Raw genomic sequence first — 13,690 nt, 5'->3', positions numbered from 1 at the left:
GAGCGAGCCTGCTAGCGAAAGCGGTAGGTCAGACACATGGATGCTGGATGTGCCGACGTCTTCGCGAGCAGGCTCGCTCCCACAGTGAGGCAGTGGGCGGGCTCGAAATCTGTGAACGCCTCAATTCCCTGTAGGAGCAAGGCTTGCCCGCGATGGCGTCCATGAGATCGCTATCGCGGGCGCCATGCTCCTAAGGGTCCTCCAGCGCCTTGAGGTATTCCGGGCTGTCGCTGATGGAATTGTGCCCCGTGCCCGCAATCACCCGCAGCGTCGCCACCCCCTCAGGAAAATGGCTGAACAACCGCCGGGTACTGGCAGCGGGAATCACTTCATCCTGCTCGGCAGCGATCAACCGTGTCGGGATGGCGATGTGTTCGGCATAGCGCCAGGATTCAAACTTGTCCTGCAACAACCACTGCACCGGAAACCAGCGGAACTGGCGGGCGGCAAGCTCTTCAAGGCTGTTGTAAGGGGTGATCAGCAACAGCTTCTGCGCCGGGCGCACGCTGGCCAGGCGCACGGCGACGCCGGATCCCAGGCTGCGACCCACCAGGGTAATCTGCGGATGGTCGGTGTAGGCCTTGTCGAACAGGGCCATGGCGTCGCGGGCAATGGCTTCTTCGGAGGGCGAGCCGCCGCTGCCGCCGTAACCCCGGTAATGCATGAAATACAGGGCATGTTCAGGGAAGGCCCGGGCAAAGTCCGGCAGGCTGCGCGACACGTCCTCGGCATTGCCGCCGAAATAAATCAGCGCTTTGGGCCCAACGTGCGGTCGGATCGAGACCAGCACCTGCACATCGTCGACGGGCAGTGTCAGCAGTGTTTCGGGAGAGCCGGCGGCGCGGGGTTGCGGGTAGTAGATGAGCGCGCGCTGAAACACGAACAGCGCGGCACAGAGCGCCAGGTACAGCGCAGCGAGAATGACGACGACTAACACCAGGGTTCGGGACATTCGGCTAACGTTAGTGGGCATTGACGGCTCCGGGGTGCTGTCCAAGTGTAGCTGGCGGTAAAGGAGGGCATCGATGCCCCAAATTCCTCAATGGCTCGATGTGCGGCCCACAGAAAGGGCGGCACTGGTGCTGGGCTTCGCCTTCCATTTCTGCGTGCTGGCCAGCTATTACCTGGTGCGGCCGTTGCGCGATGCCCTGGGCCTTGAGGGCGGTGCCGACAAATTGCAGTGGCTGTTCACCGCCACCTTTGTGGTCATGCTGCTGATGGTGCCCGTGTTCGGTGCGCTGGCGTCGCGGCTGCCGGCCACGCGTTTCGTGCCGCTGATCTACCGGGTGATCTCCGTGTCGATGCTGGTGTTTGGCCTGTTGATCGCCAACCGCGTCGCACCGGTGACGGTCGGGCGGGTGTTCTTTGTCTGGATCAGCATTTACAACCTGTTCATCGTCTCGATTTTCTGGAGTGTGCTGGTCGACCGCTTTTCCAGCGAGCAGGGCCGACGGCTGTTCGGTTGCGTTGCCGCGGGCGGCACCCTGGGCACCTTTATCGGTCCGTTGCTGGCGGCGACCATGGCCACCCGGCTGGGGCCGATGGCATTGACTGTCGCGGCGGCGTTGCTGCTGGAAATCGCCGTGCGCTGCTATCGGGGGCTGCTGTCGCGCACCCGGTCGCAGTCTGGCAATCCATTACTCGACGAACGGCGCATGGGCGGCAGCATGCTCGGCGGCATCACCCTGATCCTGCGCTCCCCGTACCTGTTGGGGCTGGTGCTGTTCATGCTGTTGCACACCAGTGCCGCGACCTTGTTGTATTTCGAGCAGGGACGGATTGTCGCTGGCAGCTACGCTGATACTGGCAGCCGGACGCAATTTTTCGCCATCGTCGATTTGCTCGTGTCGACCCTCACTTTGACGTTCCAGTTGTTGCTGACGGCGCCGTTGATTCGACGAGTGGGCATTGGCGGGGCGTTGGTCGCCTTGCCGCTGGCGACGATCGTGGCCTTTGCCGCCATGGCGCTGGCACCGATGCCGAGCACCGTAGCCCTGGCCCAGGGGCTGCGCCGCGCGGTGGAGTTCGCCATTGTGCGACCGGCACGGGAAGTGTTGTGGACGGTGGTGAGCCGCGAGGAGAAGTACAAGGCCAAGAATGTGGTCGAAACCCTGGTCTATCGTGGTGGAGACGCGGCCAGTGGCTGGTTGTCCGCCGGTTTGACGGCGCTGGGCGCGGGGTTCGGGCTGGTGGCGGTGGTGATCGTGCCATTTGCCGGGTTGTGGGGCGGGTTGTGCCTGTGGCTGGCCAGGCAGCAGGCGCAACGCGCCGCCCCTGAACGACGGGTGAGGGACAGTTGATGAGTCATCCGGACGGTTTCACCCGCAGGAAATTACTCACGCTGGCTGCCGGTGTTTCGGCGGTCTTCACGTTCGGTCCGACTGCCGCGCAGTCCACGCCGCCGACCGAAACAGGAGGCAAGACCATGCAGACCCGCGCCATTCCTTCCAGCAACGAGCCACTGCCCATCGTCGGCCTGGGCACCTATCGCGGTTTCGATGTCGCGCCCGAGGAGCCCGCCTACAAGCAACTGCCTGGCGTGCTGCGTGCGTTGTTCGAGAAGGGCGGGACGGTGATCGACAGCTCGCCGATGTACGGTCGCGCCGAAGAGAACACCGGCGAATTGCTGTCGATCCACGAACCGCGTTCGCCAGCGTTTCTGGCGACCAAGGTCTGGACCCGGGGCCGCGAAGAAGGCATCGCGCAGATGGAACAGTCGTTCAAATTGCTGCAGACCGACCGCATCGACCTGATGCAGATCCACAACCTGCTGGACTGGCAGATTCATTTGCCGACCTTGCGCCACTGGAAGGAACAGGGGCGCATCCGCTACATCGGCATCACCCATTACACCGCGTCGGCCTATGAGGAAGTGGAAGCGGTGCTCAGGGCCGAGCCGCTGGATTTCCTGCAGATCAACTATGCCCTGGACGACCGCGGGGTCGAGAAACGTATCCTGCCGCTGTGTCGTGAGCGGGGCGTGGCGGTGATCTGCAACCGGCCGTTCGGCGGTGGCGGCCTGCTCGCCCGGCTCAAAGGCAAGCCGCTGCCCGGTTGGGCCGCGCAAGTCGGGGTCAAGAGCTGGCCGCAACTGGCCCTCAAGTTCCTGTTGTCGCATTCGGCGGTGACCTGCGTCATCCCCGGCACCGGCAACCCGCGCTACATGGCGGAAAACGCCGGGGCGGGCTTTGGCCCGATGCTGACCGATGCCCAGCGTCATCAGTTGATTGCGTTGGTGGAGTAGGCCATGCGTACAAGGCTTTCATGTCGACTTCGCCGCTCACCGGCATGTCATGGAAGCTCTCCTATACTGTTCGCGTTGACCGGCTCAACGTAGCCAGCGAATGCCGTCGAGCACGCTGACGGCGCCCCACGACCATTACTGCAAGGAGATCGAACATGGCAATCCGTATTGGCGACGAAGCACCGGATTTCACCGCCGACACCACTGAAGGCAAGCTCAACTTTCACGAATGGATTGGCGACAAGTGGGCCATCCTGTTTTCCCACCCCAAGGATTTCACACCGGTCTGCACCACAGAGCTGGGCTACCTGGCGAAACTGAAACCGGAGTTCGACAAGCGCAACACGAAAATCCTCGGCCTGAGCATCGACCCGGTCAGCGACCACGAGAAGTGGGTGGGGGACATCGCGGAGACCCAGGGCAATGCGGTTAACTATCCCCTGATCGGCGATGAAAACCTGGTGGTGGCCAAGCTCTACGACATGATCCACCCCAATGCCAGCGGCGGTTCGCGCACCGCCGTGGACAACGCCACGGTGCGCTCGGTGTTCATTGTCGGCCCGGACAAGAAGATCAAGGCGATGCTCATCTACCCAATGAGCGCCGGGCGCAATTTCGATGAAGTGCTGCGGTTGCTCGATTCGCTCCAGCTCAATGCCAAACACACGGTCGCAACACCGGTGAACTGGCGTCCGGGGGAAGATGTGATCATCCCCACTTCGGTGTCCGATGAAGATGCGAAGAAGAAATACCCGGATGGGTTCAAGACCTTGAAACCTTATCTGCGGACCGTGGCGCAACCGAAGTAATCATCAGCCGTGATATCGCCTTCGCGGGCAAGCCCGCTTCCACAGGGTTATGAGACGTTCCCAAATGTAGGTTTCAACTCAGCACCTGTGGGAGCGGGCTTGCCCGCGAAGAGGCCGGTACTGCTGGCCAATTCCCTCCAGATCACACCAGATACTTGCGAAACCACCCCAACGTCCGGTCCCAGGCCAGCTTCGCCGCCGCCTCGTCATAACGCGGGGTGGAGTCATTGTGAAAGCCATGATTGGCGCCGGGATAGATATGGGCTTCATACGTCTTGCCCCCGGCCTTCAACGCCTGCTCATAGGCGGGCCAGCCCTCGTTGATCCGCGTGTCCAGCTCACCGTAGTGCAACATCACCGGCGCCTTGATCCGGGGGACATCCTTGGCGTCCGCCTGGCGGCCGTAAAACGACACGGCGGCACCCAGTTCCGGATAGGCCACTGCTGCCGCATTGGTGACCCCGCCGCCGTAGCAGAAACCGGTGATCCCGACCTTGCCGCTGCTGGCGTCGTGTTTCATAAGCCATTCGATGGCGGCGAAAAAGTCGTTCATGAGTTTTTCCGGATCGATTTTTGCCTGCAACTCCTTGCCCTTTTCGTCGTTGCCGGGATAACCGCCGACCGAGCTTAATCCGTCGGGGGCCAGGGCGATGAATCCGGCCTTGGCCACACGCCGGGCGACGTCCTCGATGTAGGGGTTGAGCCCACGGTTTTCATGCACGACCACCACCGACGCGACCTTGCCGCTGGCTTTGGCCGGGCGCACCAGATAGCCGCGAACCTGACCGTGACCCTTGGGGGAGGGGTAGGTGATGTATTCGGCGAGGATATCCGGATCGGTGAACTCGACCTGCTCGGCGAGGGCGTAATTGGGGCTCAGGGAAGCCAGCAGAGCACTGGCCGTCAAGCCGCCAAACGTAAACAACGCCGCCCGGTCGAGAAACTCGCGCCGGTTGATCAGGCCATGGGCGTAGTAGTCGTAGAGTTCCAGCAATTCGGGGGCAAAGTCTTTCGCAGTGAGACGGGTCATCTGTGCGGTTCCTCTTTGACGGATGGGTGGTCTGAATGTGAAATACGACCCTTGTGGGAGCGAGCCTGCTCGCGAAGGCAGTGTGTCAGAAGCACAATTGCCGGATGTGCCGGCGTCTTCGCGAGCAGGCTCGCTCCCACAGTGGACATGCGCTTACTTCAAACACTGCGCCCCGGCCTTGGCCACCTGCGCATCCTGCTCCGCCTTGACACCGGACACCCCGACCGCGCCGATCACCTGGCCGTCGACGATGATCGGCACGCCACCTTCGAGCGACGTCAGCAACGGTGCCGACAGGAAAGCGGTGCGGCCGCCATTGACCATCTCTTCATAACCCTTGGATTCACGGCGGCCCAAGGCAGCGGTGCGCGCCTTTTCCGTGGCGATGTAGGCGGTGATGGGCGCGGCGCCGTCGAGGCGTTCGAGGGCCAGCGGGTGGCCGCCGTCATCGACGACCACGATGGTCACCGGCCATTGGTGGGTTTGCGCTTCGCTGCGCGCCGCCGCGAGGATTTGGCCGACTTCGGTCTGGCCCAGCATGGCTTTGCTTTTCATGGGGCATCTCCAGGGTTCGGTTACGGCAAGGCGGCCTCGACCACTTCGATCCAGTGCCTCACCGGCGTGCGGCCCGCGCCGTCCAGGTGCGACTGGCAGCCAATGTTGGCCGTGACAATGACTTCAGGGTAGCCGCTTTCCAGTGCATTCATTTTGTTGTCACGCAGCTGCCGTGACAGTTCGGGCTGGGTGAGTGAGTAGGTGCCCGCCGAACCGCAGCACAAATGGCCATCAGGTACGAAGGTCAGGTTGAAGCCCAGGCGTTCCAGCAGTGCTTCGACCGCGCCACCGAGCTTTTGCGCGTGCTGCAGGGTGCAGGGGCAATGGAAGGCCAGGCGTTGGGCGCTGTGTAGGCCGAGTGTCTCCAGCGGCTCATCACGCAAGACCTCGACCAGGTCCCTGGCCAGTGCACTGACCTGCTTGGCTTTGTCGGCATAGGCCGGGTCATGGGCGAGCAAATGGCCATAGTCCTTGATGAAGGCGCCGCAACCGCTGGCCGTTTGCACAATGGCCTCGGCACCGTTTTCAATGCTCGGCCACCAGGCGTCGATGTTGTGGCGGGCGCGGTCAAGGCCCGCCGCCTGGGCGTCCAGGTGGTAATCCACGGCACCGCAGCACCCGGCCTCGCGGCTGGGAGTAACGCTGATCCCGAGTCGATCCAGCACCCTGGCGGCGGCCACGTTGGTATTGGGCGACAGGCCCGGTTGCACGCAGCCTTCCAGCATCAGCACCTGCCGCGCATGGCGGGTGGTGGGGCGCTGCTTGCCTGGCGTTGCGCTGCGCGGCAGCTTGCTTTGTAGCGCGTCGGGCAGCAGTGCCCGGAACACCTGGCCGCTGTTGACCAGGCCTCTGAACAGGTCCGGGTGGGGCACGAGCGTGCGCAAGCCTTCGCGCAGCAGGCGCTGGCCAATGGGGCGCGGCACGGCGGCATCGACCACCGCGCGGCCGATGTCCAGCAGGTTGTGGTAGTCGACACCCGACGGGCAGGTGGTTTCGCAGTTACGGCACGACAGGCAGCGATCCAGGTGTTGCTGGGTCTTTTGCGTGACCTCGTTGCCTTCCAGCACCTGCTTGATCAGGTAGATGCGCCCGCGCGGGCCATCCAGTTCATCGCCGAGCAGTTGATAGGTCGGGCAGGTGGCATTGCAGAAACCGCAGTGCACACAGGTGCGCAGGATACTGTCGGCCTCTTCGGCGCGGGGCAGGCGGCGGGCTTTTTCGCTCAAGGTGGTTTGCATGGTTCAAAGCTCCGCGTACAGGCGACCGGGGTTGAAAATGCCCTGGGGATCCAACTGGCGTTTCAGGCTCTGGTGCAGGCGCAGCAGGGCGCTTGGCAGCGGCTGGAACGGGCTGTCGATCAGGCCGTGGCTGTAGCAGGTCACGTGCCCGCCGACTTCATCGACCACTTTACGAATGAACCGGCCTTCGGCGTCGGACTTGAGCCAGCGCTGGGCACCGCCCCAGTCGATCAGTTGCCGGCCGGGCAGGGACAGTTTGGGCGTGTTGTTCGGCAATGACAGGCGCCAAAGTGGCTGGTCCTCATCGAAGAACGGCAAGCGCTGTTCGTTGAGGTCGGCCCAGTAAGTGCCGTCCAGCAACTCGCCGCCCAAACGTTCATGGGCCGCCGCTACCGAACCTTCGCCGCCCTCGAGCCGCAGGTGCAGGCGCTCGCCGTCATGGCACGCGGCACTGATCGGCAGGGGTTGCTGACCCCATTTCGCCAACTGCTGCAAGGCGCGCTCGCTGTTCATTTCCAGGCTGATGCTCAAGGCTTGCCGGGGTTTGGGCAGGACCTTGAGCGAGACTTCCGTGATCAGGCCCAGGGTGCCGTAGCTGCCGGCCATGAGGCGCGACAGATCGTATCCGGCGACGTTCTTCATCACTTCGCCGCCAAAGCGCAGATGCTTGCCCAGACCGGTGATCACCCGAGTGCCGAGGACAAAGTCCCGGACCGAACCCGACCAGGGCCGCCGTGGCCCCGACAGCCCGCAAGCAATCATGCCGCCAACGGTGGCGCCGTCGCCGAAGGCGGGCGGCTCGCAGGGCAGCATTTGTTGCGCGGCATCCAGTACCCCGGTCAGTTCAGCCAGCGGCGTACCGCACCTCACGGTGATCACCAGTTCGGTCGGGTCATAGCTGACGATGCCTCGATGGGCGCGGGTGTCGAGTATTTCACCGGCCACGATGCGCCCGAGGAACGCCTTGCTGTTGGAGCCCTGGATGCGCAATGGCGTGGCGCTCTCCAGCGCCCGATTGACCTGCTCCAGCAGCAGGTTGCTGTCGTCCATATCGCCTGTACCGTGCATCAGAAACGCTCCAGGTCAGGGAAGGGCAATTGTCCGCCATGCACGTGCATCGCTCCGAATTCGGCGCAGCGGTGCAGGGTCGGGATGTTTTTGCCGGGGTTGAGCAGGCCGCTCGGATCGAACGCTGCCTTGACCGCATGGAACAGAGTCAGCTCGTCGCTGTTGAACTGCGCGCACATCTGATTGATCTTTTCGCGGCCCACGCCGTGTTCGCCGGTGATGCTGCCGCCGACCTTCACGCACAGCTCCAGAATCTTGCCGCCCAGGGTTTCGGCGCGCTCCAGTTCACCCGGCGTATTGGCATCGAACAGAATCAGTGGATGCATGTTGCCGTCGCCAGCGTGGAACACGTTGGCCACCCGCAGGCCGTATTCGGCCGACAGTTCGGCGATGGCCGTCAGCACGCCGGGCAGCTCGCGCCGGGGGATGGTGCCGTCCATGCAGTAATAGTCCGGCGACAAGCGGCCCACCGCCGGAAAGGCGTTCTTGCGCCCGGCCCAGAACCGCACGCGCTCGGCTTCGTCCCTGGCCAGGCGCACCTCGGTGGCACCGGCCTGTTCCAGCACCTGGCGCACACGCTCGCAATCGTCGTGAACGTCGGCTTCGACGCCATCGAGTTCGCACAACAGAATGGCCTCGGCCTCCACCGGGTAACCGGCGTGGATAAAGTCTTCGGCGGCGCGGATGGCCAGGTTGTCCATCATCTCGAGGCCTCCCGGGATGATACCGGCGGCAATGATCTCGCCGACGGCCCGGCCGGCCTTTTCCACGGAGTCGAACGCCGCCAGCAGCACCTTGGCGGACTGGGGTTTGGGCAGCAGTTTGACCGTGACTTCGGTGATCACCCCGAGCATGCCTTCGGAGCCGTTGAACAAGGCCAGCAGGTCGAGACCCGGTGAATCCAGGGCGTTGGAGCCCAGGCTAAGGTATTCGCCATCGACCGTGAGGATGTCGACCTTGAGCACGTTGTGCACGGTCAATCCATATTTCAGGCAATGCACGCCCCCGGCATTTTCGGCGACGTTACCGCCGATGGAGCAGGCGATTTGCGACGACGGGTCGGGCGCGTAGTACAGGCCGTACGGCGCGGCGGCCTGGGAAATCGCCAGGTTGCGCACCCCGGGCTGGACCCGGGCGGTGCGGGCTTCGGGGTCGATGTGCAGAATCTGATTGAAGCGCGCCATCACCAGCAGCACGCCTTTTTCCAGGGGTAGGGCGCCACCGGACAGTCCGGTGCCGGCCCCTCGGGCGACCACCGGCACCTGCCGCTCATGGCACAGGCGCAGCACGCCCTGGACCTGCGCGACAGTGCGGGGCAACACCACCAGCATCGGCGTGGTGCGGTACGCCGAGAGGCCGTCGCATTCGTACGGCTTGAGTTCTTCCTGCTGATGCAGGATTTCCAGCTCTGGCAATCGGGATTGCAGGGCGTGCAGCAGCGCGTTCTTGTCGACGTCCGGCAGGGCGCCGTCAACGCGTTCATCGTAAAGAATGTTCATCGGCGTACGACACTCGATTTGTTGTTATATGAGGTCTGTTTCCGTAAACCAATGCCCATCATTGGCCTTTGTTTGTCAGCGCGAAGAGGCTACTTATTCAATAAGTCTTGCTTGGAAACGCGGATGTGCAAGGTCGCAGCGAAATCACTGTGAGAGCGAGCCTGCTCGCGAACGCGGCAGTCCGGCAGACATCTCAGTGCCTGACACACCGCCTTCGCGAGCAGGCTCGCTCCCACAGTTGAACAGTGTGGCGTACCTATCGTTTCAATGGCCCCCCACCACCATATGGCTGAACGGCGCGACGTAAGCCTGCAACGTCACCAGGCCGCCGACCAGGATCGCCAGGATGATCGAGTGGAAGAACACGTAGCGCAGGATTTCCCCTTCATGGCCGTACCAGCGGGTGGCGGTGGAGGCGACCACGATGGATTGGGCATCGACCATCTTGCCCATGACCCCGCCGGAACTGTTGGCGGCGGCCATCAACACCGGGCTGAGCCCCAGTTGCTCGGCGGTGACTTTTTGCAGCCCGCCGAACAGCACGTTGGAGGCGGTGTCGGAACCCGTCAGGGCCACCCCGAGCCAGCCGAGCAGGGTGCCGAACATCGGGTAGAAAATCCCCGTCGCGGCGAACGCCAGGCCCATGGTCGCGTCCAGTCCGGAGTAGCGCGTGAGAAACCCCAGGGCGAGCATGGCGACAATGGTGATCAACGAATAGCGCACGATCCAGAGTGTTCGCAGGTATTGATGGATCAATTGCGGGATGGAGTAACCCATCAGCAAGCCGCCGACAATCGCCGCCAACAGGATGCCGCTGCCGGTGGCGGTGAACCAGGTGAATTTGTACATCGCTTCTTCGACTTTCGGCGCAGGCACCACCGGCGGCACTTTCTCGATCTGCTGGTGAATGGTGGTGAACGTCAGGACCGGGGCGAAAACCGGATTGGCTTCACGCAGCGGTTTGCCCTGGGGATCGAGCTTGGCCGAACTGGTGGCCGGATCGATCGCCGGGCGCGTGTCGAACATGTTCTTGAAGCTCTGGGTGCCCCAGGCGAACACGAAGACGGTGAGGATGATCCACGGCATCCACGCGCGCATGACCGCTGGCTTGGCTTCGTTGGCAAAAGCCGCGCTGGCGACGGGTTTTTCGTCGTGTTCTTCGGCGATCTTCGAGTCGTCGACCCGCCCGGACAGCGCCGCGGAGGTGTGCACGGTGGCCGGTTTCCAGACCTTGAGGAAACCGGTCAGGCAGGCCATGGAAATCAGCGCGGCGATCACGTCCACCAGCATCGGTCCGTGATAGTTGGAAACGATGAACTGCGGGATGGCGAAACTGACCCCGGTGACGATGATTGCCGGCCAGATTTCCAGCATCTTGCGCCAACCGGCAAACGCCCAGATCAGCCAGAACGGCACGATCACCGAGAAGAACGGCAGTTGCCGGCCGACCATCATCGACAGCTCCATTTCATCCAGCCCGGTTACTTTGGCCAGGGTGATGATGGGCGTGCCCAGCGCGCCGAATGCCACCGGCGCGGTATTGGCGATCAGCGCCAGGCCGGAAGCCGCCAGCGGTGAAAAGCCCAGGCCGATCAGAATCGCCCCGGTCACCGCCACCGGCGTACCGAAGCCGGCGGCCCCTTCGAAAAAGGCGCCGAAGCAGAAGGCAATCAGCAGCAGTTGCAGGCGGCGGTCGTCGGTGATCCGCGCCAGGGAGTCTTGCAGCACCTTGAACGAGCCGTTTTCGGTGGTCAGCCGGTGCAGGAAAATGATGTTCAACACGATCCAGCCGATCGGCAACAGACCGTTGGCCGCACCGTACAACGCCGCCGAACCTGCCATGCTGGCGGGCATGCCAAAGGCGAAGATCGCGATCACCAGCGCCGAGGCCAGGGCGAGCAAGGCCGCCAGGTGTGCCTTGACATGAAAGAACGCCAGCGCCGCCAGCATCACCACCACGGGCACCGCGGCTAACAGCGTTGAAACCACCGGGTTATTGAACGGATCGTAGACTTGCTGCCAGACCATGTTCCACCTCTGCTTCTTATTGTTGGAAATGCAGACCCCTTGGGGGCAGGTGGCTTGTAGTATAGGTGGCATTACGCCGCTGTCAGGGCGTGCCTTTTGTCTCATGGTTCAGGGCTATTTCCATGGCCTGAGCTAGCATGGCCAATAGGGTCGACAACCAGCTATGGGAGGAATGCCGCGATGACAGAGCGTCATGAGGAACACAAGGAGACGCTGTCGAACGGATGCAGTATCAGAGTCAAGGCCGAGATTTTGAAAGACGGTTCATTGGGGATGTTCATCGGGGTCTACCGGCCGGATGGCTCGGTGATCGATGAAAACCACGACCCCAAGCCCCACATGCTGGACATGGAGGCGGCGATGGATTGGGGGATCGATATTGCCAAGGGGATCGGCAATAGCCAGCGGACGTTGTAAGCCAGATTTCAATGTGGGAGCGAGCCTGCTCGCGAAAGCGGTGTGTCAGCCAACATCAATGTTGAATGTTAAACCGTATTCGCGAGCAAGCCCGCTCCCACAATGGGTCTCTGTTGTCAGCTAGTTGATCTGCTGGCCGACACACCGGAAAGCTCAACCGGCCTGGCCACAGGCTTCGAAAACTTCCACGCATCCCCCGCCGGTGCCGTGCCCTTGTCGTAAGGCTTGCCCAGCAGCATGTAGACCAGGCCTGCGCCCATCACCACCAGGGTAGTCAGGATCATCGAATAGTTGATGTACCACGGCGCATCCGGCGAACGCGGCCAGACCATGTTGACGATGGCGCACACGCCATAGATCAGCGCGGCCAGGTTGACCCACAGGCCCCAGGCACCGAGGGTGAACTGGCCGTTCGGGCGCCAGCCCTTGGCCCGGGCGATCAGCGCGGCGACCACGATCAACTGGAACGCCACATAGATACCGATCGCCGCGAAGCCGACGATGGTGGCCACGGCGTCAGCCATGAACATGCCCAGGCAGACAATCGCCGCCGGCACCAGGCCACTCACCAGCAGCGCGAACGACGGCACATGGTTGGCCGACAGGCGCTTGAACAGCGAGCTGCCGACGATCATTTCGTCACGGGCATAGGCGAACAGCAGGCGGCTGGCCGCTGCCTGCAGGCTCAACACGCAGGAAATGAACGAGACCATCACCACGGCCATCACCAGGCGCGAACCCACCGGACCGAACGCGTTGGCCAGAATGGTGGCGACCGGGTCGGTGTCTTCGCCGGCCAGGACTTTGGCCATGTCCGGCACCGAGAGGATCAACGCCAGGCACGCGAACATGGCCGCCGCGCCGCCGATGTAAATGGTCATGCGCATGGCCTTGGGAATGCGCTTGCCCGGGTTCGGGGTTTCTTCGGCGACATCGCCGCAGGCCTCGAAACCGTAGTACTGGAACAGGCCGGCCAGGGACGCGGCGAGGAACGCTGGCAGGTACGAGCCGTTGACCTCTAGGTTGAAGGTGTCGAACAGCACGCTGATCGGCTGATGACGCTCAAAGATCAGCAGGTAGCCGCCGACCAGAATCGCCCCGACCAGTTCGCAGAGAAAGCCGAACATCGCCACCCGCGCCAGCAGTTTGGTGCCCACCAGGTTCAACGCGGTGGACAGCAGGATGATCGCCAGGGCGATGTAGATATTGGCTTCGGGACCGGGTTTGAAGCCCATCATGATGGCCAGGTACGGCCCGGCACCCACCGCGACGCCGGCGATGGTGGCGCACAGGGCCCAGGCATACACCCAGCCGACCATCCACGCCCAGCGCTTGCCCACCAGTCGGCGGGCCCAGGGGTAGACCCCTCCGGAAATCGGGAACTGCGATACCACTTCACCGAAAATCAGGCACACCAGCATCTGCCCGGCGCCGATCAGCAGGTAAGACCAGAACATCGGCGGGCCGCCGGCGGCCAGGCACAGACCGAACAGGGTGTAGACGCCGACGACCGGCGACAGGTAAGTGAAGCCCAGGGAGAAGTTCTCCCACAGGCTCATGCTGCGATTGAAATCCGAGCTGTAGCCCAGGGCGCGGAGTTGTTCCGCATCCTGATCGGCGCTGGCGCTTGCACGCGGGTTGGATGAGCCACTCATGTTATTTCCTCATTATCAATGGCAGTGGTTTGGTGCTGGCGGGTTGGCCCGCCGATTGTTCGTTTTGAACTTGTTGTTTTGTTTAGGCACTTTCAGGAACGATATTTTGTGGGAGCGAGCCTGCTCGCGAAGACGTCGGCCCATTCA

The 13,690-nt window shown here is 62.8% G+C and carries 12 protein-coding genes; 4 read left to right on the top strand and 8 right to left on the bottom strand.

Features of this window, described 5'->3' with window-relative positions; all coding sequences use genetic code 11:
- Positions 1–190: 190 nt before the first annotated feature.
- Positions 191–973: an alpha/beta hydrolase gene (locus HNQ83_RS13900; RefSeq protein ID WP_256668975.1), complete on the bottom strand. Its 783-nt coding sequence runs from the start codon at positions 971–973 to the stop codon at positions 191–193.
- Between the two features lie 52 nt (positions 974–1,025).
- On the opposite strand from HNQ83_RS13900, the gene HNQ83_RS13895 reads away from it, so the two are divergent.
- The 3 genes from HNQ83_RS13895 (at position 1,026) to HNQ83_RS13885 (ending at position 4,053) form a co-directional block, all read left to right on the top strand.
- A complete protein-coding gene (locus HNQ83_RS13895; RefSeq protein WP_175389489.1) occupies positions 1,026–2,300 on the top strand; it encodes an NTP/NDP exchange transporter in 1,275 nt (424 codons plus the stop codon).
- On the top strand, positions 2,300–3,244 hold the full coding sequence (locus HNQ83_RS13890) for an aldo/keto reductase (protein ID WP_175389488.1): 945 nt from the start codon (positions 2,300–2,302) through the stop codon (positions 3,242–3,244). The genes HNQ83_RS13895 and HNQ83_RS13890 overlap by 1 nt, the downstream gene beginning before the upstream one ends.
- Positions 3,245–3,399: 155 nt before the next feature.
- Complete coding sequence (locus HNQ83_RS13885; protein WP_175389487.1) at positions 3,400–4,053, top strand: peroxiredoxin; 654 nt, start codon at positions 3,400–3,402, stop codon at positions 4,051–4,053.
- A gap of 142 nt (positions 4,054–4,195) precedes the next feature.
- Here the strand turns inward: HNQ83_RS13885 and yghX are convergent, their stop codons facing one another.
- The 6 genes from yghX to HNQ83_RS13855 form a co-directional block, all read right to left on the bottom strand.
- Positions 4,196–5,083, bottom strand: a complete 888-nt coding sequence (gene yghX / locus HNQ83_RS13880) for a YghX family hydrolase (RefSeq protein WP_175389486.1) — start codon at positions 5,081–5,083, stop codon at positions 4,196–4,198.
- Between the two features lie 153 nt (positions 5,084–5,236).
- Entirely contained in the window at positions 5,237–5,638 is a 402-nt protein-coding gene (locus HNQ83_RS13875) for a heme-binding protein (protein ID WP_175389485.1), read from the bottom strand.
- Positions 5,639–5,658: 20 nt separating this feature from the next.
- Positions 5,659–6,876 carry a glycolate oxidase subunit GlcF gene (gene glcF / locus HNQ83_RS13870; RefSeq protein ID WP_175389484.1) on the bottom strand — a complete coding sequence of 406 codons (1,218 nt, stop codon included), beginning with the start codon at positions 6,874–6,876 and terminating at the stop codon, positions 5,659–5,661.
- 3 nt (positions 6,877–6,879) lie between these two features.
- Positions 6,880–7,944 carry a glycolate oxidase subunit GlcE gene (gene glcE, locus HNQ83_RS13865; RefSeq protein WP_175389483.1) on the bottom strand — a complete coding sequence of 355 codons (1,065 nt, stop codon included), beginning with the start codon at positions 7,942–7,944 and terminating at the stop codon, positions 6,880–6,882.
- Positions 7,944–9,443: a glycolate oxidase subunit GlcD gene (gene glcD, locus HNQ83_RS13860; protein WP_175389482.1), complete on the bottom strand. Its 1,500-nt coding sequence runs from the start codon at positions 9,441–9,443 to the stop codon at positions 7,944–7,946. The genes glcE and glcD overlap by 1 nt, the downstream gene beginning before the upstream one ends.
- A gap of 264 nt (positions 9,444–9,707) precedes the next feature.
- Positions 9,708–11,471, bottom strand: a complete 1,764-nt coding sequence (locus HNQ83_RS13855; RefSeq protein WP_175389481.1) for an L-lactate permease — start codon at positions 11,469–11,471, stop codon at positions 9,708–9,710.
- A gap of 180 nt (positions 11,472–11,651) precedes the next feature.
- Between HNQ83_RS13855 and HNQ83_RS13850 the strand changes: the two genes are divergently transcribed.
- Positions 11,652–11,888: a hypothetical protein gene (locus HNQ83_RS13850; RefSeq protein WP_096512092.1), complete on the top strand. Its 237-nt coding sequence runs from the start codon at positions 11,652–11,654 to the stop codon at positions 11,886–11,888.
- Between the two features lie 116 nt (positions 11,889–12,004).
- Here HNQ83_RS13850 and HNQ83_RS13845 read toward each other — a convergent pair whose 3' ends face one another.
- Positions 12,005–13,543, bottom strand: coding sequence for an APC family permease (locus tag HNQ83_RS13845; protein WP_175389480.1), 1,539 nt, complete (start codon positions 13,541–13,543; stop codon positions 12,005–12,007).
- Positions 13,544–13,690: the final 147 nt, after the last annotated feature.

Source organism: Pseudomonas sp. C2B4 (assembly GCF_013359695.1).
Classification (GTDB): Bacteria; Pseudomonadota; Gammaproteobacteria; order Pseudomonadales; family Pseudomonadaceae; genus Aquipseudomonas.
This window is presented reverse-complemented; position numbering and strand designations above follow the sequence as displayed.